Source organism: Paenibacillus sp. S33, assembly GCF_053615415.1.
In genome coordinates this window covers 2,385,914-2,409,388 of record NZ_JBSIEZ010000001.1, presented here as the reverse complement: position 1 = coordinate 2,409,388, position 23,475 = coordinate 2,385,914, and the positions used below count along the sequence as shown (strand labels likewise).

At 45.4% G+C, this 23,475-nt stretch carries 18 protein-coding genes; 3 read left to right on the top strand and 15 right to left on the bottom strand.

Going from position 1 to position 23,475, the window contains the following annotated elements; translation table 11 throughout:
- Positions 1–182 precede the first annotated feature (182 nt).
- From ACWGXJ_RS11355 to ACWGXJ_RS11315, 9 genes are all read right to left on the bottom strand, one after another.
- Positions 183–605, bottom strand: coding sequence for a MarR family winged helix-turn-helix transcriptional regulator (locus ACWGXJ_RS11355; RefSeq protein ID WP_061831374.1), 423 nt, complete (start codon positions 603–605; stop codon positions 183–185).
- An 11-nt stretch (positions 606–616) separates the two neighbouring features.
- On the bottom strand, positions 617–2,878 hold the full coding sequence (locus ACWGXJ_RS11350; RefSeq protein ID WP_452566755.1) for an ATP-binding cassette domain-containing protein: 2,262 nt from the start codon (positions 2,876–2,878) through the stop codon (positions 617–619).
- Positions 2,879–3,079: 201 nt separating this feature from the next.
- Positions 3,080–4,078, bottom strand: a complete 999-nt coding sequence (locus ACWGXJ_RS11345; RefSeq protein ID WP_430152533.1) for a metal ABC transporter substrate-binding protein — start codon at positions 4,076–4,078, stop codon at positions 3,080–3,082.
- A 54-nt stretch (positions 4,079–4,132) separates the two neighbouring features.
- Positions 4,133–4,981 carry a metal ABC transporter permease gene (locus ACWGXJ_RS11340; protein ID WP_452566754.1) on the bottom strand — a complete coding sequence of 283 codons (849 nt, stop codon included), beginning with the start codon at positions 4,979–4,981 and terminating at the stop codon, positions 4,133–4,135.
- The gene (locus ACWGXJ_RS11335) at positions 4,927–5,634 is read right to left on the bottom strand and encodes a metal ABC transporter ATP-binding protein (RefSeq protein WP_025724201.1); all 708 of its coding nucleotides are present in this window, start codon (positions 5,632–5,634) and stop codon (positions 4,927–4,929) included. Before ACWGXJ_RS11335 ends, ACWGXJ_RS11340 begins: the two co-directional genes overlap by 55 nt.
- Before the next feature lie 217 nt (positions 5,635–5,851).
- Positions 5,852–6,874, bottom strand: a complete 1,023-nt coding sequence (locus tag ACWGXJ_RS11330) for an ABC transporter substrate-binding protein (protein ID WP_250261499.1) — start codon at positions 6,872–6,874, stop codon at positions 5,852–5,854.
- A 64-nt stretch (positions 6,875–6,938) separates the two neighbouring features.
- Positions 6,939–7,727: an ABC transporter ATP-binding protein gene (locus ACWGXJ_RS11325; RefSeq protein WP_336076787.1), complete on the bottom strand. Its 789-nt coding sequence runs from the start codon at positions 7,725–7,727 to the stop codon at positions 6,939–6,941.
- Positions 7,724–8,848: a FecCD family ABC transporter permease gene (locus ACWGXJ_RS11320; protein WP_452566753.1), complete on the bottom strand. Its 1,125-nt coding sequence runs from the start codon at positions 8,846–8,848 to the stop codon at positions 7,724–7,726. The genes ACWGXJ_RS11325 and ACWGXJ_RS11320 overlap by 4 nt, the downstream gene beginning before the upstream one ends.
- Positions 8,845–9,837 (bottom strand): CobW family GTP-binding protein, encoded by a 993-nt coding sequence (locus ACWGXJ_RS11315; RefSeq protein WP_452566752.1) that lies wholly within the window; start codon positions 9,835–9,837, stop codon positions 8,845–8,847. The genes ACWGXJ_RS11320 and ACWGXJ_RS11315 overlap by 4 nt, the downstream gene beginning before the upstream one ends.
- A 234-nt stretch (positions 9,838–10,071) precedes the next feature.
- Between ACWGXJ_RS11315 and ACWGXJ_RS11310 the strand changes: the two genes are divergently transcribed.
- From ACWGXJ_RS11310 to ACWGXJ_RS11300, 3 genes are read left to right on the top strand one after another with little or no spacing between them, the layout of a single operon-like run.
- Entirely contained in the window at positions 10,072–11,073 is a 1,002-nt protein-coding gene (locus tag ACWGXJ_RS11310) for a permease (protein ID WP_452566751.1), read from the top strand.
- Positions 11,074–11,081: 8 nt separating this feature from the next.
- Entirely contained in the window at positions 11,082–12,059 is a 978-nt protein-coding gene (locus ACWGXJ_RS11305) for a TIGR03943 family putative permease subunit (protein ID WP_452566750.1), read from the top strand.
- 18 nt (positions 12,060–12,077) lie between these two features.
- Positions 12,078–13,181 carry a CobW family GTP-binding protein gene (locus ACWGXJ_RS11300; protein ID WP_452566749.1) on the top strand — a complete coding sequence of 368 codons (1,104 nt, stop codon included), beginning with the start codon at positions 12,078–12,080 and terminating at the stop codon, positions 13,179–13,181.
- A 229-nt stretch (positions 13,182–13,410) separates the two neighbouring features.
- On the opposite strand, the gene ACWGXJ_RS11295 is transcribed toward ACWGXJ_RS11300, so the two are convergent.
- The 6 genes from ACWGXJ_RS11295 to ACWGXJ_RS11270 form a co-directional block, all read right to left on the bottom strand.
- Positions 13,411–17,982: an S-layer homology domain-containing protein gene (locus tag ACWGXJ_RS11295; RefSeq protein WP_452566748.1), complete on the bottom strand. Its 4,572-nt coding sequence runs from the start codon at positions 17,980–17,982 to the stop codon at positions 13,411–13,413.
- Positions 17,983–18,008: 26 nt separating this feature from the next.
- Positions 18,009–21,185, bottom strand: a complete 3,177-nt coding sequence (locus ACWGXJ_RS11290) for an Ig-like domain-containing protein (RefSeq protein ID WP_452566747.1) — start codon at positions 21,183–21,185, stop codon at positions 18,009–18,011.
- A gap of 680 nt (positions 21,186–21,865) precedes the next feature.
- Positions 21,866–22,111 (bottom strand): type B 50S ribosomal protein L31, encoded by a 246-nt coding sequence (locus ACWGXJ_RS11285; protein WP_013310118.1) that lies wholly within the window; start codon positions 22,109–22,111, stop codon positions 21,866–21,868.
- Positions 22,112–22,128: 17 nt separating this feature from the next.
- Positions 22,129–22,287 carry a hypothetical protein gene (locus tag ACWGXJ_RS11280; protein ID WP_231109487.1) on the bottom strand — a complete coding sequence of 53 codons (159 nt, stop codon included), beginning with the start codon at positions 22,285–22,287 and terminating at the stop codon, positions 22,129–22,131.
- Positions 22,288–22,618: 331 nt separating this feature from the next.
- Positions 22,619–22,768 (bottom strand): 50S ribosomal protein L33, encoded by a 150-nt coding sequence (rpmG, locus tag ACWGXJ_RS11275; RefSeq protein ID WP_007430271.1) that lies wholly within the window; start codon positions 22,766–22,768, stop codon positions 22,619–22,621.
- A 68-nt stretch (positions 22,769–22,836) separates the two neighbouring features.
- On the bottom strand, positions 22,837–23,406 hold the full coding sequence (locus ACWGXJ_RS11270) for a hypothetical protein (protein ID WP_452566746.1): 570 nt from the start codon (positions 23,404–23,406) through the stop codon (positions 22,837–22,839).
- Positions 23,407–23,475: the final 69 nt, after the last annotated feature.

The window sequence follows — 23,475 nt, the reverse complement described above, 5'->3', positions numbered from 1 at the left end:
GACAGTGTCCTAAAGGAAGCAACAAACTCATAGCAGGCGGCGGTTTTACCGTGCCTGTTCCGGCTGGTGGATAATGATTTTCTCGATACACTCGATAGCTTAGGGTAAATAAAAGCCTCTCTTCCAAAGCGGCCGCTGTTGTTATCAGATGAAAAGCGTGGTTGATCACGCTCATGACTATCCTACAGCTTTTCAGCGTATAGGCTCGTAATTTTCTTGCACATCAATGAGAAGGACTGTACTTCATCTTCTGTTAATGCTTCTTCCATTAAATTCATGATTTCATTTCCGAAATCCTCAACACGGTTAAGAAACGCTTTTCCCTCACTAGTAAGTACAATATTATAAGAGCGGCGGTCATTGAGTTGCCTTTCCTGATTTATATACTTTTTCTCCAACAGACGTTTCGTCAATTTAGAAATACCCGATTGTGAAATACCTTTCATTTCAGCGAGTTCTTTTGTTGTTTTAGGACCTTGCTTATTCAAAGTATCCAGTATATAGTATTGTGCCGTTGATACACCTTCTACGCTGAACCGGTTAGAGTAAGCTAAAATCATACATTGAAAAGGAACATAACTATCTTCTAAATCTTTTGTTGGCATTGCTTTTCCTCCTATGTGCGCTCAATATATTCTTTCAGGTAACTTCCTGTAAGTGAATCTCTGCATTTAACTAAATCTTCCGTTAACCCCGTAAATATGATTTCACCACCATTTTGCCCGGCAAAAGGACCTAAGTCGATAATCCAATCAGATTGACAAATAATATCAAAATTATGTTCGATTACAATAAGGGTTGAATTTTGTTCCACTAGGCGATTCATTACACCAATTAACTGTTTTATATCCGCCATATGCAGGCCAGTTGAAGGTTCATCCAGAACATAAATTTGCCCGTCATTTTCAAGCTCGGAAGCAAGCTTTATCCTCTGTAATTCCCCGCCTGATAAAGTGTTTAGTGGTTGTCCCAAAGGAATATAAGTGATTCCAACATCTGAAAGCATTTTTAATCCCCTGCTAATTTCTTCTTCCTGAAAAAAGTCCAAAGCTTCGGCTACAGTCATTTTAAGGACTTCACTAATATTTTTGCCTCTTAGCTTGTATTGGAGCACTTCATCGGTAAAACGATCCCCTTGGCATTCCTCGCACACGGTAACAATTGTATCCATAAAAGCTAAGTCTGTGTATGTAACACCCAAGCCTTTACAAACAGGACAAGCCCCTTGCGAATTAAAGCTGAACAGGGAGGCACTAACACCGTTCTTTTTTGCAAATAACTTTCTGATCCTATCAAAGATCCCCATAAAGGTGGCTATATTTGAACGTTTTGACGCTTGTATCCCTTTTTGATCGATGAATATAGTTTCAGGAAAAAATTGAGGTAATACTTGATTGATAAGCGTACTTTTTCCTGAACCAGCGACACCAGTTACAACGGTCATTACTCCTTTGGGTATTTGAACCGAAATATTTTTCAAATTATGTAATGTTGCATTTTCGATGGAAAGCCAGCCTTTTGGGGTGCGTGTATTGAGTTTAAACTCAGGCTGGTGTGACAAATATTTCCCAGTCAGTGTACCCGATTCCTTTAATCCTTGTAAGTCGCCCTGATATACAATTTCACCACCATAAATTCCCGCACCCGGTCCCATGTCGATTACATGGTCTGCAATCTTTATCAGATCGGGGTCATGTTCCACGATAAGCACGGTGTTGCCTTTGTCTCGCAAAAGTTTCATAAGGTCATTTATTTTGCTTATATCATGGGGATGTAGCCCTATGCTTGGCTCATCGAAAATATAAGTAAGGTCAGTCAGACTACTTCCCAGTTGACAAACCATTTTGATTCTTTGCGACTCCCCACCTGAAAGAGTAGGTGTTTCTCTATTTAAACTTAAATAGCCTAATCCAATCGATACCATCTGCCGCAGCCGATTGACTAACTCTGAAACGATTGTGGTGGTCATCGGAGTATGAATGGCCTCAATAAACTCTAAAAGTTCACTCACCTGCATTTCAGCACATTCAGCGATATTTTTCCCATTCACTTTACAAGATAGGACCTTGTCACTCAGGCGTGTCCCGTTGCAGTGTGAACAAGTCTGTTTGGTAACAAAACGTTCAATTTGTTTACTGTATCTTATCTTTTCTCCTTCTTCTTTTTTTAGAAAACTCCGCTCAATGCGCGGGATCAGCCCCTCATACAACGAGGTTTTGTGCCATTCAGGTGAGGGTTTTTTCACTTTTATACCATCAGCGTAAAGAAGCATTTCCAACTCGGTTTCGGAATAATCCTTAATTTTTTTGTCATTGTCAAAAAAACCCGAATGAATATAGCGTGTTAATCGCCAACCCCCAGGTTCAAAGGTGGAAAAACAGACTGCGCCCTCGTTTAAGGATTTGTTTTTATCTAACAGTCGTTCGATATCAACTGTTTCAACCTTTCCCAAACCTTGACATTGGCTGCACATACCCGCCAGATTATTGAATGAGAACACATCAGAGTACCCTACAAACGGAGTTCCGATTCGTGAAAATAACAGTCGCAATAGAGAATAAATATCTGTAACTGTCCCTACTGTTGACCTTGCGTTACCACCTAACCGTTTTTGATTGATAATAAAAGCGACTGATAAATTTTCAATTGTATCCACATCTGGTTTTCCATAATGCGGCATACGGTGACGAATAAAACTTGTGTAGGTTTCATTTAATTGCCGTTGTGATTCTGCCGCTATTGTATCGAATACCAAAGATGATTTCCCTGAGCCGGATACACCTGTAAAAACGGTAATTTCTTTTTTGGAGATCACCACATCTATATTTTTTAGATTTCGTTCCCTCGCTCCTAATACCCGTATACAATTGTCGCTCATTTCATTTACCTTCTTTACAATATAGTTGATTAGGTTGATAGTTGATATGCTCAACTATATTTTATCATTATTTTTATGAATGGCAATGTTGAACTTAGTCAGCAGACACGAAAATCACCAGTAACCAAAGGGCCGATAGTCATAAAAAAAGACGCCGCTATTATGCCGACGTCTTTTTCGAACTATTTATTTAAAGTTTACTTATTCATTCAGAGCTTTTTTCAAAGCCTCCAGATTGTTTTTCATCACACCAAGGTAATCCAGGTTCTTCTGTTTGTCTTCATCTGTCAACCCTTCAAGCGGATTCAGTACATCGGTTTTTGAACCGATTTCAGTAGCTACGGTCTCAGCGACCTTCGGATCAACAAGAGTTTCAAAGAAAATTGTTTTAACATTATTTTCTTTGGCAAATTTGATAATACCCGCCAGCTTGTCCGGTGTAGGCTCTTGCTCTGGAGATAAACCGGCAATGGGTACTTGGGTTAGACCGTATTGCTTAGCCAAATAGCTAAAAGCAGCATGCTGCGTAATAAAGTCTTTACGTTTTACATCTTTCAGACCCGTTTTGAACTCGGTATCCAGTTCTTTCAGCTTAGCGATATAAGCATCGGCGTTTTTCTCATAATCTGCTTTGTTTGCCGGATCGGCTTTTACAAGCCCTGCTTCTATAGCTTCTATTTCTTTTTGAGCTAAGACCGGATCAAGCCATACATGAGGGTCCAGCACATGATCGTGATCATGGCCTTCCTCTGCGTGTGCTTCTTCTCCTTCTTCCTCCTCAGCAGATCCTTCCATCAGGTTCAACCCTTTGCTTGCTTCCACTACTACACGCTTGTCATTGGACGCGCTGCTCAAAGCCTGTTCTGCCCAACCTTCGACGATCCCGTTATAAACAAATACATCAGCATCCTTAACCTGTGCCATATCTTTGGCGCTCGGTTCCCAGTCATGCGGTTCAGCACCAGCAGGAATCAACGCGGTTACGTTAGCATGGTCTCCAGCAACTTGCTTCGTGAATTCATACATTGGATAAAAAGTGGTGACTACATTCAGCTTCTTACCACTGTCTGCTGTTTGTGCCGCATTCGGCTCGGTTTGGGAAGCATTTGTAGCTGCATTATCAGATTTGGCTCCGCAGCCAGATAAAATAAGTGCTAGTCCCGCAGACAATACAAATGATTTTTTGAACCATGTATTCATATTCATAACTCCTTATGTGTTAGATTTTTTAGTTAATTCTCACTGTAATTACACTCACTGGCCTGTCGCATTCTTCCGCCGTGAAGCCTGTTGCTTGCCCAGCTTACGGACCAACTTTTGAATACCAGCTCCTACAATCAGGAATAATAACAGCACCATGGCAATCGTCCCCCCTGGGGGTGTACTGAGTTCATATGATGCCATTAAACCCATAAATACGCCGATCAACGCAGTGACCATAGATATCCAGATGGCTGCCGCGAAGCTCGGTGCAATTCGAATCGCCAGCGCCGCAGGGAGTACGATGAGTGAGGAGACAAGCAGTACACCGACAATCGGCATTGCAGCAGCTACAATCATCCCTGTTAAAATACTAAATGCAAACGAGATGGACTTGACAGGAAGACCATTGGTCTTCGCCGTTTCTTCATCAAAGGTAATCTGATACAAAGGACGCCGGAATACAAAAAAGAAAATACCTCCGATCACAGCCACTACAATCATCAACATCAGCTCTGTCTGATTGACCGCTACGACCGAGCCGAATAAATAAGCGGAAAAACCTTTGTTGATGCTCTGATTCAGATTCATTAAAATAACGGCCGTCGAGAGGCCACCTACCATAATAATAGCCACAGATATCTCACTATATGTTTTATAAGACCTGCGGACGTATTCAACGATAATCGCGCCGATTACGGCAACAACAAATCCGGTTATCGTCGGGTTAATGCCTAAATAGGCACCCGCTGCCACCCCTGCCAGCGATACATGCGATAGCATGTCCGCCATGAGAGCCTGACGCCGCAGCATCAGGTATACTCCAAGCACCGAGGCCAGCAGTGCAATTACCCCACCGGCACAAAATGCCCGCTGCATGAAGTCGTAGTGCAGCATTTCCATCCGCCATCTTCCTTCCTTTCAAGCTCAATAATTCGATCCAGATAATGTTGCACTTCCGATAGTCCATGGGTCACCATGACCACAGTTCTTCCATATTCCTTAACCTGCTGATTCATCAGATCGTAGAAATGATGGCGGCTTTCCTGATCCATGCCGGTCGTGGGCTCATCCAAAATGAGCAAATCCGATTCCTGAGCGAGCGCTCTCGCCACACAAATGCGTTGCTTCTGTCCACCGGACAATTCGCCGATTTTACGGTGACGCAAATCCCACATGCCTACCTGACGCAGCGCCTGCTCAGTCAGATCATGATCCTCAGACCGCATACGGCGTAACCAAGAGCCATGAGTATATCTTCCTGAACGGACAAATTCTAAAATCGTACTTGGAAATCCGCCATTGAAGGCAGCAATTTGTTGGGATACAAAGCCGACAACGAGCTTTTTGCCTTCACCTGTACGGTTAGACATAAACACCTTGCCCTTCCAAGGCTGAAGCAAGCCGAGCAATAGTTTGAGCATGGTTGATTTGGAAGCACCATTCGGTCCGGTAATAGCCACAAATTCTCCCGAAAAAATTTCAACATTGGCATCCACCAAGTTAGGAACATCTCCGTAGCCAAATGTGACCTGTTCCAATGAGGCCAATAACATGACGCAAATCTCCTTTTCCTTTAAAAAGCCTGGAGCCATCTGAGCGATCATCATTTGCGCAGATTCTCCAGGTCGTTTATGATCATTAAACCATCTACCGTAATTATTACGATTTGGTAATAAAAAAATAAGCGTTTGATAAACGTAACCTTTACGCATTAGCAAGTTTAACAGTTTAGGCAAGGTTCGTCAATGTTTTGGCAACTCTTTTGTTTGTTTACTTCATTTTGTCCGGGTACAAGCCTTCAGCCAAGGTTTTCAGTGCAATCGGTGCACGTACACCTTCAGCCGCCGCGGATAATGGCAGGACTATAAACCGTTTGTTTTTGATCGCTTCCACACCAGCCAGCGCAGGCTTGCTCAGGAGCAGCTTCTCTTTATCAGCCAGTGAAGTATCACCATAGTCGAGAATGACGATCACATCAGGGTTACGGTTCACAACCTCTTCCCAGCTTACTTCGGTGAAACTTTTGTCAATATCATCAAAAATATTTTTCGCCTTCACACTTTCAATCAAAGACGTTAGATAATTGTTGGCAGCCGTAAAGGGCTTGTCTTCTCCGCTGTCATAAACAAACACCTTGGGTGCCTGCTCAACAGTACCAATTTGAGTCTGAATGGACTTCACTTGTTCACGAATGTCATTTACCAGCTTTTCTGCACGCTCCTCAACCCTGAAAATACGCCCAATATTTAGTATATCCTGATATACATCTTCTAATATGGGACCCGGCTTGTTTGAGGACTCCTGTACATAGGTCAGCACCCCTTGTTTGGCTAGCTCCTCACGGGAACCCAGATTTTTATCATTAAAAGCACTCTTCCAGCCTGCATAGGCAAAATCCGGTGCAGCGGCCATAAACACCTCTTTGGACGGATATTGTTCGGCCAGTACTGGGATTTTGTCATATTGAGCCTTATATTTCGGTAAAATCTGATCATCCAAATACGCAGTTCCTACCATAGAGGATTCCAGTCCAAGAGCCAGCATAACCTCAGTCGCGTGCTGGTTCAGTGTAACCGCGCGTTTGGGCGCCTCGGGAAATGCCATTTTAACGCCCATGTTCTCAAGCTCTACCGACGTCTTATTGGTTGCCGATTGCGATGCGGCAGGTTGCTGCCCGTTTGCCGATGGATCGCTTGTTTGAGCCGTGTTTCCTGCTGCGCAGGCTGATAACAACAGCATCATCGCCAAAGCGATCATAACCAGCGGTAACGCGGGCTTGCTATATTTTTTCATATGTACCGTCTCCTCTTTTATTTGTAGTTTATCTTACCTCATCATATCACCTGTTCTGTTCGCGTCATGGATAGCCTCCTCTCCTGAGAGAATCCGGTAAAAAGGTAATATTCGGCTTCCCGGTTTTTGGATGAATACAGATTTCTGTCTCCACCCCGAATACACTCCACAGCAGGTCTGGCTGAAGCACATCCTCTGTTATGCCGGAGGCTACCACTTTGCCTTCTTTTAATACATACATTCGATCACAATAAAATGCCGCCAAATTCAAATCATGTAGTGCAGCTAGCGTAGTTATCCGAAGTGTTTTGACCAAATCCAGAATTTGCAGCTGATACCGGATGTCCAGATGATTTGTTGGCTCATCCAAAACAAGAAATTTCGCCTGCCCGGCCAAAGCTCTGGCGATCAATACCCGTTGCTTTTCGCCGCCAGACAAGGTGGCAAAACCCTGATCCGCCTGAGCATTCATGCCTACCCGCTCCAGCGCCTGCTCGACCAATTCATGATCGGCGACAGTATCTGCTTCCAGCAGTTTCTTATGCGGATGGCGACCCATCAGGACGATGTCCCGTACTGAAAAATCAAACGTTTGCGGCGCATCCTGACTCACCACTGCCATTTGTCGGGCCGTTTCTTTATACTTCATCTGCAGCATATCTTGGCCATCCAACGTAACCAAACCACTGTCAGGCTTTAGCACACGATACATATTTTTGAGCAACGTCGATTTCCCGCTGCCATTCGGACCAATCAATCCAACCAGCTCCCCTGCTTTTACCTGGAGACAGATGCCATCGATCAGCCGTTTATCGTGAATACTGAAGGTGACGCTTTCGACTTCTATATTCATTTTTCGCCTCCAAACGAGTAGGAACTACGACGCAGAAGCCACACAAAAAAAGGTCCTCCGCACACAGCCGTTACAATACCAATCGGCAGCTCCTGTGGAGCCAGCACGAGCCGGGCACATACATCAGCCCACACGACAAAAATAGCTCCCGCCAACAGACTGACGGGCAGTACACGCCGATGATCTGATCCCACTATCAGCCTAACGATGTGCGGAATCATAAGCCCGACAAAGCCAATCGAGCCACTCACTGATACGACTGCCCCGGTTAAAAGAGACGCCACAACAACCAGTAATACGCGGAACGTCTGTACGTTCACACCTAGCGTTACTGCGGTTTCTTCACCCGTTAGCAAAGCATTCAGCGAACGGTATCGGGTCAGGAGCACAGCCGTTCCAACGGCTACAATGAGGCTTGGAATGAAAAGCGTGTCCCATTGAGCACCTGCCAAACTTCCCATCATCCAATACATCGCGTCACGAATGCCTTTTTCATTCGGGGCCATCGTAACGATAAAGCTAGTCACAGCCGACAGCATCATGGACACCGCCACTCCTGCCAGCAATAAGCGGGTCGTCGATATGCTCCCAGCCACACGGGCTAACGCGAACACCATAAGCATTGCAGCTAACGAGCCTATAAAAGCAGATAAAGGCAGCGCAAGTCGTCCTAAAAATCCGAAAGCTCCGAACACAATTACCAACGTGGCTGTCACCGAAGCCCCAGACGAGACTCCTAAAATATAAGGGTCCGCTAACGAATTACGAATTAATGCCTGTATAGTCGCCCCTGTAACAGCAAGTCCTGCTCCTACGATAACACCTAGCAGCACGCGTGGAAAGCGGATTTCCCAAACGATATATTGCTCAGGCTTGGTCCATGTCACGGGTATCCACTGGTCCAGCCAGGGAAGATGAGACAGTGCAATTCGCCATATCGTCCCCGGTGCGACAGCTACAGGACCGAGCATGACTGCGAGTGTCACCGAAAGCAACAGCCCAGCAGTCAGCAGCAGAATTGTTGTAAATCCCCAAGTAGGCTTGCCAGCTAGGTGTGCGCGAGAATTATGTTGTGATGGATTAGGTCTTGATGGATTAAAGTTGCTCGTTCTCGAAGTCATGAACTACTACTCAATGGCTTTTCGGCCGCTTCCAACTTTCTCAATTGTTCCTCGATCTCGGAAGCAGAGAAATTCTCACCCATGACAACCGCTACATCGTTCACTGGCTTTTGCGGGCGGATCGGAATGATTTCCAGCTCCCGATAGGCAAACTGAAACATCATCTGACCCTCTGATTCCAGAAACCGCACAATTCCTTTGGCCCGGTAAATTTCAGCTGGCAAACTGCGGAACAACTGTTCAAACTCGGAGCGTGGCACAGGTTGTCCAAAGAAATGCGTGTGAACCACTACATGGTCGTAGGAATGATAATGCTCCCCATGTTCGTCGTCATGGGCGTGGTCATGGTGATCATGAGAGTGATGGTCAACGTCCATACGCCCCTCTCCTTGAGTGGAGAAAAAGGTACCCGCGTCTACGTCACTTCGTTGCGTACTCACAGTCAGAGCATATGGATTTAACTCTTTTACGAGGGCCTGTACTTTCTGCAACTCGCCCGCAGCCAATAAATCGGTCTTGTTAATAATCAGTTTGGAAGCGCACCGAAGCTGATCCTGCATCAAACGAAGCGACTTGCCTCTCTCGTTCCCCGAGGCAAAATCCAGAAATTGACGCGCGTCTATGACCGTGATAACGGATTGTAATATCATAGAAGAATAGATGGAGGCGTCTGTCACTGCATCTACAATTTCCATCGGGTTAGCTACTCCAGTACATTCTACAATAATCACGTCCGGCTTATATTCTTCAGCAAGGTTCATGAGCTCGACGCCCAAATCCCCGCGAATAGTACAGCATATACAACCACTGAGCATTTCCTTCATGGGTGCTTGGCCATTCACCAAACTGCCGTCCAGATTAACATCACCCAACTCATTCATCAAAATGGCTGGCTTGAGGCCCTTCTCCTTGTAGTAAGCCAGCGCATGCTGAAGAAGAGTGGTTTTACCGCTACCCAAAAAACCGGATAAAACAACTATCGGTATCATATAACCCCTCCTTGTCTTTACAACATTTAATATGGATCGTACCGTAAAAGTTTCCTTCTTGCAATCATTTATCGGATTTTAATCGTAATAATTACTAATAACAAACATAAATATATATGACCACTCTTTGAATTGTCAATATAGGAGGTGAGACAAGCACAATCCAGCGGGCATGATTGTCCCTCTACAGACATAGGATGTAGATAAGAACCCTTATTCCCAAGGAGACGTGGAATGAAAAACAGTACGCTGTTGAAGATGCTGCCTTTTATGATTCCGTTTGCCTTTCTCATCCCTGTGCTTGTCACGCTATCTCCCCAGTGGCTTCGTTTGTTAGATATGGGCCAGCTGCAACCGTTAAAAACGGTATTTATGGGTATTTTTCTGGAAGCTGTTCCGTTTCTCCTTATCGGTGTACTCGTCTCATCCCTTTTGCAGTGGCTTGTACCGGAGACATGGATTCGAAAAATAGCGCCTGCGCATCCTGTACCGGGTGTCCTGCTGGCCTCCTTACTAGGTATGCTGTTTCCCATCTGTGAATGCGGCATGATCCCTGTCGTTCGCCAATTAATGCTCAAGGGAATGCCTGCCTATATGGGTATCACTTTTATTTTAAGCGGGCCCATTATCAATCCCGTGGTACTGGCTGCGACGATGATGGCTTTCCCTTCCCATCCCGAGGTCACTGCCGTTCGAATGGGTTTGGCTTTTGCCGTCTCCACGATCATCGGGCTGATCGTGTATGCCTTTGTGCGGGTGCATCCGCTCAAACGGTCGTTGCTCTCTTTTAACCAGCAAAAGCAGAACAATCAGACTCATCGGCATAGTCGCACATGGCGGGGATTTTTTGTACATGCTGGTGACGAGTTTTTGGACATGAGTAAATATCTCACTATCGGCGCATTATTAACAGCCTGCATTCAAACCTTCATCCCACGTGATGAGATGCTTTCGTTAAGCAACGGAACGGTCGGATCGTACGCCTTTATGATGGGTTTTGCCTACATACTGTCGCTATGTTCCACCTCCGATGCCTTTGTAGCCACTGCTTTTTCACACACCTTTACACTAGGTCCGCTGGCAGCCTTTCTTGTACTCGGTCCGATGTTAGACTTCAAAGGCACGCTCATGCTGCTCAGCACCTTCCGCACTAAATTTGTCGCCATCCTGGGCTTGCTCATTGTTTCACTCGTCCTCGCGGGTTCTATAGCTGCAGAATGGTTATTGGGGAGGTGAATACAAACGTGAATTCAACCTTTAGCATCCGCTGGCAATATGGTATGCGCTCCTTGCTCCTAATCGGATTGGCTGTGTACATTATCTCATTAAACCGTACGAATGCACTTCATTACTACCTAGCTCCCCATATGCAAAAGCTGCTCCTACTCTGTCCTGTACCACTCTTGTTCATCGCATTGGCGATGGCATGGCACGGAATCATCGGAGAACGGGACGGTGAGGATGTATGTGATTGTGAGCATCCGTTGCCGCAAAGCTGGTTCAAAAAAACACTCGTATATGGAATGCTGCTCATCCCGCTCCTGTTCGGTTCTCTGCTGCCCAATCAGGCACTTGGTAGTGATATGGCCGCCAAAAAAGGCATGTCCTTCACGTATCCCAACCCGGACATCCGACGGAAAACAGATATACAGACCACGAAAGCATTCACCTCCTCCCTTTTATCAACTGCATCTTCTGTCCCAACTTCGCCCCCTCCAGAGGGAAAATGGAGTCAGGAAACGCTGGATCAGCTGTTCGTTCCGCCTGACAAGTACAATGTAGAATTCGCCGAGCTGGCGAAACGCCTGTATCAGCAACCTATCATACAGATCAAGCCGGAGATTTTCTCCGAAACTATTGGCGCCATTGAGTTATATAAACAAGCTTTTGAAGGAAAAAAAGTACAGGTGACTGGCTTTGTCTATAAAGACGACAACCTGCCGGGTAAAGGCCTATTTGCAGTAGGAAGATTCCTCGTCATGTGCTGTACTGCCGATGCCATGCCATTCGGGATCATCGTCCAATCCCAGAAGGCCCCGTCCTTTGACAAGGATACCTGGGTGACCATTGAAGGAACACTGCATGCCACACAAAAGGGCAACGTTCCGGTACTTGAAATTCGATCCGAAAAAATAACCGCTGTCGAGCAGCCAGAATCCCCTTATGTCTATACCCAAGCAGACTCGGTAGCTACCTTTGATCGCTTGAACACAGTACACTAAACCCACCAAGGAGGGAAAATGATGAACAAAGTTCCTGTTATTTTAATCAGTGGTTTTCTTGGAAGCGGCAAAACAACGCTGCTTTTACGCCTGTTAGCCCATACTCGCCAAATTCCCCTTCGTGCTGCTGTTTTAATGAACGAAATGGGTGAATATGATGTAGACAGCGCTATAATTTCAGAGGAAATGCCTGACGTAACAGTAGAAGGATTGCTAGAAGGCTGCATTTGTTGCAGCAAAAGAAATGAGCTGGCAGGGGCTCTGCATACCCTGCTCAACCAGAAGCCAGACCTGATCTTCATGGAAACCACCGGGGTAGCCAACCCCGAACAAGTACTGGAGGAGCTTCGCTCCCCTCTACTGGCAGATCGGCTTTATCTGGTTCACAGCATCAGTGTTGTGGATGCTGAGCTGTTCCATGAATACAATAGCCGCTTTACGGCTGATAAAGAACTGGTTCGCACCCTGCACGGACAACTGCGCACCGCAGACTTTATTGTGGTGAACAAGGCGGATGCAGCAAGTAGCCGTGAAGTGACGAAGGTCGTCAAGAGCATCCGCAAGCTCAACGATACGGCCAAGCTGCAAACTACTGAATATAGCCGGATTGACCTTGAACCACTACTAGAGCCTGTTCTGGCCTCCGCATCCGTTGCTGCGAAACCCATACAGACACTTCAACCTGCACCTGCACAAGTCCAGTTCACCGATGCAGGTGTACCGTCCGTTTCCATTCCCGTCAAAAGTATCGGAAGCACCAGTAGTGTCTCCAGAAGTACGGCTTTCAAAGTTATTGCGGCACACAGTCATAACCACGATCCTAAGCAGCCTCATTCGTTCTCCCGTCTGGAGAGCCTAACGCTGCATCAATATTCTCCTCAGCCACTCGAAAAACAACGATTGGAAAACCTTTTGACCGGGTTAGGTTCCTCGTTGCTTCGTGCGAAAGGTTACTGCGTGCTTCCTCAAGAAGGTACAATGCTTTTGCAATTTTCAGGAAATCACTTGGAGTGGCAGCCTACTGCACTTCCTGTGAGCCAGGGATATGTTACACTCATTGGAGAACAGCTTGACAAAGCCTCCATTACCGATCAATGGGAACAGTGCTTCGTGTCGCTGTAATCGACATATTCGGCTCGTAATGATGAAAATTCCCTTTGGTATGGTATGTACCTTATAGGATGCCATGTTGAAAGATTGGGAATAAAAAAAGCTGTCGAGAATGTCTCGACAGCTTGAGTACCACTATGCAGAGTTATACATTAATTGCTTGGCGACATCCTACTCTCCCGGGACCCTTCGGCCCAAGTACCATCGGCGCTGGAGGGCTTCCCGTTAATTCAACAAAATGTTATGGAGTATGATGACTAAAATATTGAAGCGTTCCGGTTGGATAAGAGTTCCACTCTCCTGGAAGATTATAAGAGGAGGAACCGGACTTAATCCCCGATTTTCGGATAATAGTCCCATTATTCGGCATAAATTGCGTTTTTCCGTTAGGATCACCTAAGACGTCGATCGTTACACCGTTCTTTTTCAGGACATAGCCTGTCGTTACATTTGTATTCGTTTCTAGTAACATCAATTCATCATTATAGTATGTCGCAGGAACAATGTCGAAAAAGTCATAAAAGATGGAATCGATATATATATAAGGCATGCCTTTCCAAAACGAATTAATAGGCTGGCTCCACACTTTAGGAGTATTTGTAGCTAAATTGTATTGATGAATCTCAAGTGAGTATCCTGCATTTTCTATAGGCTTAGAAGTATCTCCTACCGGATTGTAGAACAGCTCAATAGCAGTGCGGGTTTTATCTAAGGATAGATACTGGGAAAAATATAGATCCTCCGGTCCTTGAGGATTTGAGGTCACTTGGAATACAGCGGCAGATCCGTTCGCCCCGATTACCCAGAAGTATTGAAAAATATCCCCGTTCCATGCCCAAACCGTCCCATTAAGAGGGATTGGCCCAGTAAAGGTGGAATCTGCCGTACCCGAATAGATTTTAAATGAAGTTTCACCCGGGAACACTGTTGACATGTCATAAGTAATCGGATCTTTAACCCCTTGCTTGGTTCGGATTTGAACAATTCCATTCGTCGCAAGAGGAGCATTCGTTACCTGAAAATTATAGGTGGCTGTTCCGCCATGCCCGTCATTCGCAGTAATCGTTACCTTGGTACTTCCTGTCTGATTACCCGGAGTAAGAGTCAACGTTGATCCGTTAACCTCTGCATTTACCATACCGGTTGATTCAACAGTAGAAGTAAACGTCAGGGCATCCCCGTCAGCATCACTGAACAATTGAGATAGGTCGTAGCTTCTTGCATTCGTAACTCCTGCAGTCAACACTTGTTCATAAATGGTCGCATCTACTTGAGGCGGCTGATTAGAAGATGGGTTAGACGAACCGGATGATTGGACACTGACCTGGAAGGTGGTTGAAGTTTCCCCTCCGCGGCCATCCATAGCCTTGATTTCTATGATTGTCGTCCCTGCACTTAGTGCCTGAATTTCCAATTGAGCTCCAGTGATTTCCGCCGAAGCAACGGACGGATGAGAAGAGGTTGCCTTAAAGGTCAACGTATCCCCATCAGGATCAGTAAAAACGGAATCTAAATTGAGTGAGTAGACCGCACCACCTACAGTAAGCGACTGGTCGGCAGGTTTAGTTTCTACTGGATACTGATTCTGTGGAGGTCCAGCCGTGACGGTGGTTTTGAAAGTTTCGATCACTTTCCCTCCCCAGCTATCTGTTGCTTTGATCGATACCGATGTACTACCGATCGTTAACGGTGTAAGAGTAAGCATACCTCCATAAACGGCAGCCGTCACAACAGTCGGGTCAGAAATGCTATGAACATCGTAAGTTAAAACATCGCTATCAGGACTGGAAAAGAAATCATTTAAGGACAATTGAATATCGCCTGTATTTATTTCTTTCATCTGATCCGGAATCCCTGTGGAAATCGGGGATTCATTGACGGTAACATCAAAATCAGTAGTGACCTCGCCCCCGCGGCCATCTTTTGCTTTAAGCTGAATCGTTGCTGTTCCTGAGGAAACTGCATGGACCGTGGCTATGTATCCGTTAACGGATACAACAGCAACTGACGAATCCGAAGATTCTGCCAAAACGTCCACAGGGTCGCCATCGGGATCGTGGAATACCGAAGATAAATCCAGGATATAATCCGCATCGCCTAGATTCAGTGTCTGATTACCCGGCTTCTGGTCTATAACCGGATTTTGGTTAGATACAGCAGTTACTTCCATTTGAAACGACTGGCTTGTGCTACCTCCATGGCCATCAGATGCCTTAACAGATACTGATGTGCTGCCAATTTTTAACGGTGTAATGGTAAGCGTGTCCCCATTTAGCACTGCAGTCGCAACCGAAGAATCGGAAATATCAATGCTGTATGACAACGAATTCTTCTCATGGTCGGTAAAGAAGTCGTTTAAAGATAATTGAATGTCGTCTGAATTGATTTGTTTCGTCTGATCCGGAATTCGCAAGGATACCGGAGGTTCATTAACGGTAATATCAAAATCGGTCTTAACCTCGCCTCCAAGGCCATTTCCCGCTTTTAGCTGGATGTTTGCTGTTCCTGAGGAAACCGCATGAACTGTGGCCTGGTTTCCGTTAACGGAGACCGTCGCAATGGATAGATCCGAGGATTCTGCCGAGATGATTAGCGGATTGCTGTCCGAATCAAGGAACACCGGAGATAAATCCAGGATGTAGTCCGCATCGCCCACAGTGAGCGTTTGGTTGCCCGGCTTCTGATTTACAACCGGATTTTGATTAGGTACTGCAGTTACCACCAATTGAAACGACTGGCTTGCGCTGCCTCCCCGACCATCGGATGCCTTGACGGTAACTTGGGCATGTCCTACAGCTGCCGGAGTTAATACCAATTGATCACCCGTCAGGGTAAAGGTAGCAATGGAAGGATCATCGATCGCAACCTCATAAGTCATAGGATCATTTTCAGAATCCGTAAAAAACGATCCTAAAGATAAGGTTACATCGCCGCTCCCCAACTGTTCGTTTTGATCGGGGATACTCAATGAAACAGGAGATTCATTGACACGGACCTTGAAATTCGTTCCCGCTTTTTTCCCGGCCTGGTCATCTGCGGCGATCGTAATGGTCGCAGTCCCTTTGCCAACAGCCTTTATAAACAGGTTTGTTCCCTCTACTCGGACTGTACTGATTTTTGTACTAGACGACACTGCCGTATATTTGAGCTCGGACTGCTCCTCGTCCGTAAAATGACCAAGTAAGTCAATCTGAAGTTCAGAATCGCCCACCGTTACGGCTTGATCGTCATATTTGGTCACTAACTTCGGTGCTGTATTGGTCACAACCGTAGAACGCGAGCTACCAGAAGAAGTTGTAGTGACTCCAGTGACTCCTGATACCGTCGAAGAAGACACACCTACTGCAAATGAAGTATTCGTGACTTGGCTGGAGGAGCTTACACTAATATTTGCTGCAGAGTTATTTACTTGTAAATTTGAAATAGTTCCAGCTACCTCCAGACTGACCGGAGAGGAACTGTTCACAGCCAATGTATTAATGGAGGCCTGGCCTGTCAGAGCTACGGGCTGGTCACTGTTGACCGACAATTGCTTAATAATCCCCTGCAACTCTACTTGCTTGGCACCGGTAAGAACATTCAACTGCTGTATCGTTGAGGATGAATCATTTTCAATCGTTGCATTGGAAATCAACGACATTTGATCCACCGTCGAATTTCCTTGAATGACTACGTGGACATCCTGTTTGGATACCTCGACATCCTGCAACTCAGATGTGTTAAACAATACGGTGTTCTGGTCACCGCCCTGAATATATGTTTTTCCTTGTACCGTAAATTTAGAGGCATAGAAATCATGTTCAAGGCTTGACGTAACTGTAAAACTATTTTTGACATTCAAATTCATAACCGAAATGTAATCACCGTCAATAGTTAAATTTCCGTCAATCGAGGAGTTATGACCATCTAATACAAGATTGCCGCTGAATTCGGAAGCTTGCCCTATCGGAGCTTGCCCGCTCGCATGGATGACCAATTTGGTGATCGATTCAATGGTCCGCTGTGATGCTACAAATTGAATATCTGCTCCTTTGAGAATCTCTTGGTTAGAGGTTTGCAGGATTCCTTTAACTGAATCCGAGAGTTTATATTCAATCCCGTTAATCCAGGCCTTTCCATCCTCTACTTTTTGGAGTTGGACTACATGGTCCTTAGGGAAAAAGGTAGACATCATATACTGGGCTATATCTTGGCGCTGAACGGACGATTTAGGTTTGAAACCGGACTGATCCGTCTTCATGGAGCCCGACTGTAAAGCCGTATTAACGTAAGGCCGTGCCCACGGACTGACCCGATTCCAATCAGTAAGTTTAGCAGACTCCGTGGCGTCAGCTGTAATAGGAAGCCCGGCGGCCCGCATAAGCAGAACCGCAGCCTCCTCTCTGGTAACTGCCGCTTTGGGCCTGAATTTGGAGCCGTCGTCTCCATTCATGAGTCCTGCACGATGTACAGCCTCAATATAGGGACTCGACCAACTTTTCGTTTCTACATCCGAGAAACTGCTGCTTGCTGCTTTAGAAATAGAGAGTTGCAGAGCTTGAGTTAATAGAACCGCCATTTCTTGACGGGTCAACAAATCCGTTGGCCGATAGGATCCAGATGGGTCGCCATGCAGAAGCCCGGCTTCAATGGCTCGCAGGATGTTTGTCTTTTGCTCTGAAGCAATATTATTGATGTCTTTAAAAGGCAGACTGGCCAGAGCTACTCCGTTTGATGCACCGCTGGCAGCAGATGCAATCGTCTGCAAAGCCGTTGGAGCAACAAGTGCAGCCAAGGCTAATGTAATCAGCCATTTATTAGGTTTAGAACTCATGATGTTTCCTCTATTCTTTGTATTCATTATGGTGCCTCACTACTAAAGATGCCGATATTATCCGTATAATCGGTTCCTTCATCAAACCATTCACTTGCCTCGTAGTCTGCATTTCCATGGGTAACATCGGATTGTCTAGCTAAAGTGGTATGAGGCTGAAACACTGCCGTATCAATCAACTGATTATCGTAATAAAGCGATAAAGTAACAGGTGCTGAATCATCGTTATAAAATCCCATGTCTGTGAAGTAATCTACATGCGCATCACCAAAATACATGGTATCTCCTATCACGAAAGTAGCTCCACCTGGAATAAAAGCACCAGCGTCTTGACTTATTTCGATCGAATTTCCACTATCACTGCGTTCAATTCTAATTTTTGAAGCATCCAATTCCTCAGAACCCGCATTATAAAGCTCAATAATTTGCATCATAGAGTCGCTCTCCCCCCATGCCAACTCGGAGAAGAAAAGTCCCTTCTTTTCTCCAGCAGTGACTTGGAAGATTGTTTGAACGGTTCCCCCCTTCCCATCATCTGCGGTAACTGTGACTGTAGCACTTCCCACTGCAAGCGGAGTAATACTCAGTTGGTCGCCTGTAACGGAAACCGTTAATACGCTAGGGTCCGATGAATCAGCGGAATACGTCAGTAAGTCCAAATCTTCATCTGCAAAAGTTGAAGCAAGTCCAATAGTTGTGTCCACAGCACCTGCTTCTGTAGAAACATCATTAATCGTGCTTTGAACAACAGGAGCGTGATTAGCAGCAGGTGGAGGAGTCACCGTTAGAGTGAAATTCGTATCCACTGTACCCCCGTTTCCGTCATCTGCTGTAACCGTAATCGTGACCGTACCCGCGTTCACTGGCGTAATTTTCAGATCGCTTCCGTTTACCGCTGCTGTTGCCACGCCCGTATCTGTCGAGGTTGCCGTGTACATCAGCGCGTCGCTGTCTTCATCTGCAAACACACTCGCAAGGCTCACCGTCTTAACTCCATCCGCGGCTCCTATTGTCACATTGCTGATCGACGTGTCCACCGTCGGCGCATGGTTCACGGCTTCCGGGATCACCGGCGTGATCGTCACGTTGAACTGCGTATCCACCGTGCCGCCCTTGCCGTCATCTGCCGTTACCGTAATCGTGACTGTACCCGCGTTCACTGGCGTAATTTTCAGATCGCTTCCGTTTACCGCTGCTGTTGCCACGCCCGTATCCGTCGAGGTTGCCGTATATGTCAGTGCGTCGCTGTCTTCATCTGCAAACACACTCGCAAGGCTCACCGTCTTAACTCCATCCGCGGCTCCTGTCGTCACATTGCTGATCGACGTTTCCACCGTCGGCGCATGGTTAACGGCTTCTGGGATCACCGGCGTGATCGTCACGTTGAACTGCGTATCCACCGTGCCGCCCTTGCCGTCATCTGCCGTTACCGTAATCGTGACCGTACCCGCGTTCACTGGCATAATTTTCAGATCGCTTCCGTTTACCGCTACTGTCGACACGCCCGTATCCGTCGAGGTTGCTGTGTACGTCAGCGCGTCGCTGTCTTCATCTGCAAACACACTCGCAAGGCTCACCGTCTTAACTCCATCCGCGGCTCCTGTCGTCACATTGCTGATCGACGTTTGCACCGTCGGCGCATGGTTCACGGCTTCCGGAATCACAGGCGTAACCGTTACGTTGAACTGGCTGTTTATGGTCCCGGCCTTGCCGTCGTTCGCCGTAACCGTGATCGTGGCTGTTCCGGCGTTCATCGGCGTGAGAGTCAGCTGACTTCCATTCACTGATACCGTCGCTAAGTTTGTGGCTGAAGTTTCTGCTGTGTAGGTCAGCGTGTCTCCATCAGCATCGGTAAAACTATTTGCCAGATTAATCTTTTTAGGCTCATCTGCTGTACTTAACGTAATATCAGTAAACCCGGTAGTAACGCCTGGCGCATGGTTAGTCACTGAATTTGTCGAAGTAGTTTTTCCTCCTCCAGACGAAAATGTCACGCTACTGGACGTAATTGTAGTCGTTTCTTGAACCGTTCCGTCAGCGGACTGAATTTGTCCAATCTGTTTTTGTACTTCGTTGTAATTTTGGATAACTTGTGAAACGGATGCATCTTTAGGCAGCTGAATCATTTCAACTTTAAAATTCGGGTTCAATGTCACTTTAGCGTTTGCGTTGGCAACTTGAAGCTCCCCGATTGTTCCGGTTCCTTTAATAGAAATACCATGGCCGGAATTCACATTAAGATGGTTTACGTTTCCATTCAGCTGGATATTAGAAACACCGTCATTAAGCTCGATTACTCCTTTGATATCCCCTTTAATCTGAACACCATCACCTAAAATTCGAAGCAGGCTGCTTTCCGGTAGACCATTGGTGTTTAACACAACATCTTTTTGCACGATTTCTAATTGTTGCAGCCCGTCCACATTACGATTGCGCGAATTAAACTTTAATTTAGCTCCTTTTAACGCATCTTTATTGGAGTTTCCGATTAACTCTTTCAAATTTCCCTCTATTAAATAAGGAACATTATCGATTGTTACAATGTCTCCCTCAATGCTATTGATCGTAGCTGTTTGCTCTTGAGTTTTGAAAATATCCAGCAGGAAAGGAGCAATATCCTCCCTTTTTACTTCACCTGTGGGATTGAGCTTGCTGTCATGAATGTCAATTAAACCCAGACGAAGTGCTGTATCTACCGATCCAGCCGCCCATTGGCTTACCAAGGACTGATCTTTGGGTAAAATGCTTGATCCGCCCTCTGCATTAACCCCTCCGACTGCACGGACAAACACAGCTGCCAGCTCTTCACGTGTAACAGGATCGTTCGGACGGAAGTTTCCTAATCCATCCCCGGATAGAAACCCGGCTTTTTGTGCAGCTTCTATATATGGGGCAGCAAATTGTTTACTTTGCACATCTTTAAAAGTAGAAGAACTCGAAATAGGGTCCAATTTTAAAGCTCTGACCAATAATACTGCGAGTTCCTGACGAGTTAATGTTGCTGCAGGGCGAAAAGTTCCATGAGGATCTCCCGATAAAAGCCCTTGGCGTACAGCTTCTTGGATGGCCACCATTTTATCACTCGTCACATAGGATGTATCTGAAAACAAATTATTGGTAGGCGTTGCAGCGTAAGCAGAAGTACCAAACGCCGCCTGAAGAGCAACAAGAGCGGCTGCCCACTTAAGTGAATAAACTTTCAATGGTTCTACCTCCTAATTTACTTTTGAGTAAAACGACCCTATTCGATCTTCGAAATGTTTCTACATAATTCAAAGATAATAAAGCTTATTCACTGTATTTACCGATAAAAATGTGTTTATATTAATCTTTTATTCATATATTTGTCGAAAATAAGTGATTTATGTCGTTTTCAATTAATATACATGAAACCACTGAACCAATTCTGAACAAAAGCTTATCTATAATGATGCCTAGTTGTATCAAGTCTCTAACTATATCCTCCAAATAACTTATTTCCGCAAATGATTTATCGGAACCCTCCCTTAATCGCGACTCTTGTGCTAAAAAAAAATAATCGCAGGCTAGATACCTGCGATTATTTTTAAATTAAGACAGCCTATGCGAAGTATAGAATTACGTTTTAAAATGATTAGTTGCCAAGATTAGCAATGCCGCTACTGAATATCTTAAAACGTTATATTCGTATCTTTTTTTCATCATAGCCCTCGTCGACTATTGTTCAGCTTCATTTAGCATTAAAAAGCAGCAGCTTCATGGACTGTTCCAGAAGAGTGTTAAATTCGAGACTTGAAAATACATTTGTTATTCGCGTTGTTTCGGATGTAACTATCCGTAAAAAATAAAAAAGCTAGGTTTACGAATTATTGGCATAATCCGTAAACCTAGCTCTCGACGAGTCTTACTTAAGGTTATATTTTTTGTTAAAGCGATCTACACGGCCACCGATATCCACGTTTCTTTGTTTACCAGTGAAGAACGGGTGGGAAGCGGAGCTAGTATCTACACGGATAACTGGGTATGTGTTGCCATCTTCCCATTCCATCGTTTCTTGCGAATATTTAGTGGAAGCACTCAGGAAAGTAAATCCACAGCTAGGGTCCAAAAAGATAACTTTGTTCAATGTTGGATGAATATCTTTTTTCATTAGTTTCACCTAATCTTTCATGTAGTTTTAGTTTCAAACTCAAACGTACTGGCGCAATACTCCATCAGTTGGCAAAAGGAACGGTTATGTCCCAGAAAAAAAGACGACAGATCATAACGGTTGCGCTCAAGCTCGTAAACGACAAGCAAACGATGCCGCATATACGCATCGCCCATTGCACGAACGCTCCGGATCTTTCGTCAGCCTTCATCGTTATATAAGCATATAGTGAATGGTCCTCCGGCTCGTCCCAAATGCTGACACCAGCACAGGAGAACTCGGTAACCACGTGCTTTCGATTCAAAAGGCAAAGCGTACCATGTAGCTCGGCATCTATCATACAGCCTTGAAAAAAAGCCGTTTTCTTAGGTGCAAGCTTTAACTTTGGACGCTCTGTCCACTGGACTAATTCAAGTTTTCGCCGGTTCCATAACGCAGGCTTTTGCAAACTTAACAGGCTTGCTCAGGAAGCAGAATCATTCAGGTTGCTATGCAGCAAACCTCAAATTATCTAGTTTCACGATGGATCGTGTACTTTTTCAGACGCGGAGAGTATTTTTTCATTTCAAGACGCTCCGGATGATTTCTTTTGTTCTTGGTTGTTGTATAGTTGCGATCACCGGATTCGGTGCATGCCAAGGTAACAATTACGCGCATTTCTCTTCCTCCTTAATTGGAATACATGGTATACAATTACAATAGTAATTTTTACGATTAGTTCTATTCTATAATTCATGCTCCGCTTTGTCAACCTTAGAGTCACGGTTTGTCGCTTCTTCGACCGTGTTCCAGCGATTACGGTACTGTGCAAGCTTAGGATGAAGTTCCTGGAGTTCGCTCGAAAGCACCAATCTGACATTTCTAATCCATTCTCCAAACGATGCATAGGAAGCGCACAAATTTGCAGTTTCAGGACTCATGTACAAAAAAAGTGGGGTCGTATACTTTTCCGCCAAAAAACGGATGGCTGCTTCAATCGGCGTATACTTTTTACGCTTACCTTCCCAGTTTTCAATCACAACAGCACCCAAAGCTTGCTCCCGCTGCCACTCTCCCAGCTCGTCCACCCGCTTGTAATACGAACGTACCGGCTGTTTCCACATTCTTCTGACGGTTTCTTCATGTAGCGGATACAACACCAGCTTTGTAAAAGATAATGCAGCCCCCGTTTCGGCAAAAAGCTCCAGTTCTCTGGCTGTAATCTGCTCGAACGTATCATAGTAGACCATGGTCCCTTTATGCGTCTCGATCGGAGGCTCATAACCATAGGGTACATATTGAAGGTTTCTTGTCATGCCGGACACTCCGTCCTTCCATAGATGAACTTTTCCTTCTATATTATACCCTTGTTTTGGCATGAGTTT

Excerpts from the sequence above, each read along its gene's own strand:
- ACWGXJ_RS11355 (WP_061831374.1), bottom strand. The coding sequence starts at position 605 with ATGCCAACAAAAGATTTAGAAGATAGTTATGTTCCTTTTCAATGTATG.
- ACWGXJ_RS11350 (WP_452566755.1), bottom strand. The coding sequence starts at position 2,878 with ATGAGCGACAATTGTATACGGGTATTAGGAGCGAGGGAACGAAATCTA.
- ACWGXJ_RS11345 (WP_430152533.1), bottom strand. The coding sequence starts at position 4,078 with ATGAATACATGGTTCAAAAAATCATTTGTATTGTCTGCGGGACTAGCA.
- ACWGXJ_RS11340 (WP_452566754.1), bottom strand. The coding sequence starts at position 4,981 with ATGGAAATGCTGCACTACGACTTCATGCAGCGGGCATTTTGTGCCGGT.
- ACWGXJ_RS11335 (WP_025724201.1), bottom strand. The coding sequence starts at position 5,634 with ATGTTATTGGCCTCATTGGAACAGGTCACATTTGGCTACGGAGATGTT.
- ACWGXJ_RS11330 (WP_250261499.1), bottom strand. The coding sequence starts at position 6,874 with ATGAAAAAATATAGCAAGCCCGCGTTACCGCTGGTTATGATCGCTTTG.
- ACWGXJ_RS11325 (WP_336076787.1), bottom strand. The coding sequence starts at position 7,727 with ATGAATATAGAAGTCGAAAGCGTCACCTTCAGTATTCACGATAAACGG.
- ACWGXJ_RS11320 (WP_452566753.1), bottom strand. The coding sequence starts at position 8,848 with ATGACTTCGAGAACGAGCAACTTTAATCCATCAAGACCTAATCCATCA.
- ACWGXJ_RS11315 (WP_452566752.1), bottom strand. The coding sequence starts at position 9,837 with ATGATACCGATAGTTGTTTTATCCGGTTTTTTGGGTAGCGGTAAAACC.
- ACWGXJ_RS11310 (WP_452566751.1), top strand. The coding sequence starts at position 10,072 with ATGAAAAACAGTACGCTGTTGAAGATGCTGCCTTTTATGATTCCGTTT.
- ACWGXJ_RS11300 (WP_452566749.1), top strand. The coding sequence starts at position 12,078 with ATGATGAACAAAGTTCCTGTTATTTTAATCAGTGGTTTTCTTGGAAGC.
- ACWGXJ_RS11295 (WP_452566748.1), bottom strand. The coding sequence starts at position 17,982 with ATGAGTTCTAAACCTAATAAATGGCTGATTACATTAGCCTTGGCTGCA.
- ACWGXJ_RS11285 (WP_013310118.1), bottom strand. The coding sequence starts at position 22,111 with ATGAAAAAAGATATTCATCCAACATTGAACAAAGTTATCTTTTTGGAC.
- ACWGXJ_RS11280 (WP_231109487.1), bottom strand. The coding sequence starts at position 22,287 with ATGGGCGATGCGTATATGCGGCATCGTTTGCTTGTCGTTTACGAGCTT.
- rpmG (WP_007430271.1), bottom strand. The coding sequence starts at position 22,768 with ATGCGCGTAATTGTTACCTTGGCATGCACCGAATCCGGTGATCGCAAC.
- ACWGXJ_RS11270 (WP_452566746.1), bottom strand. The coding sequence starts at position 23,406 with ATGACAAGAAACCTTCAATATGTACCCTATGGTTATGAGCCTCCGATC.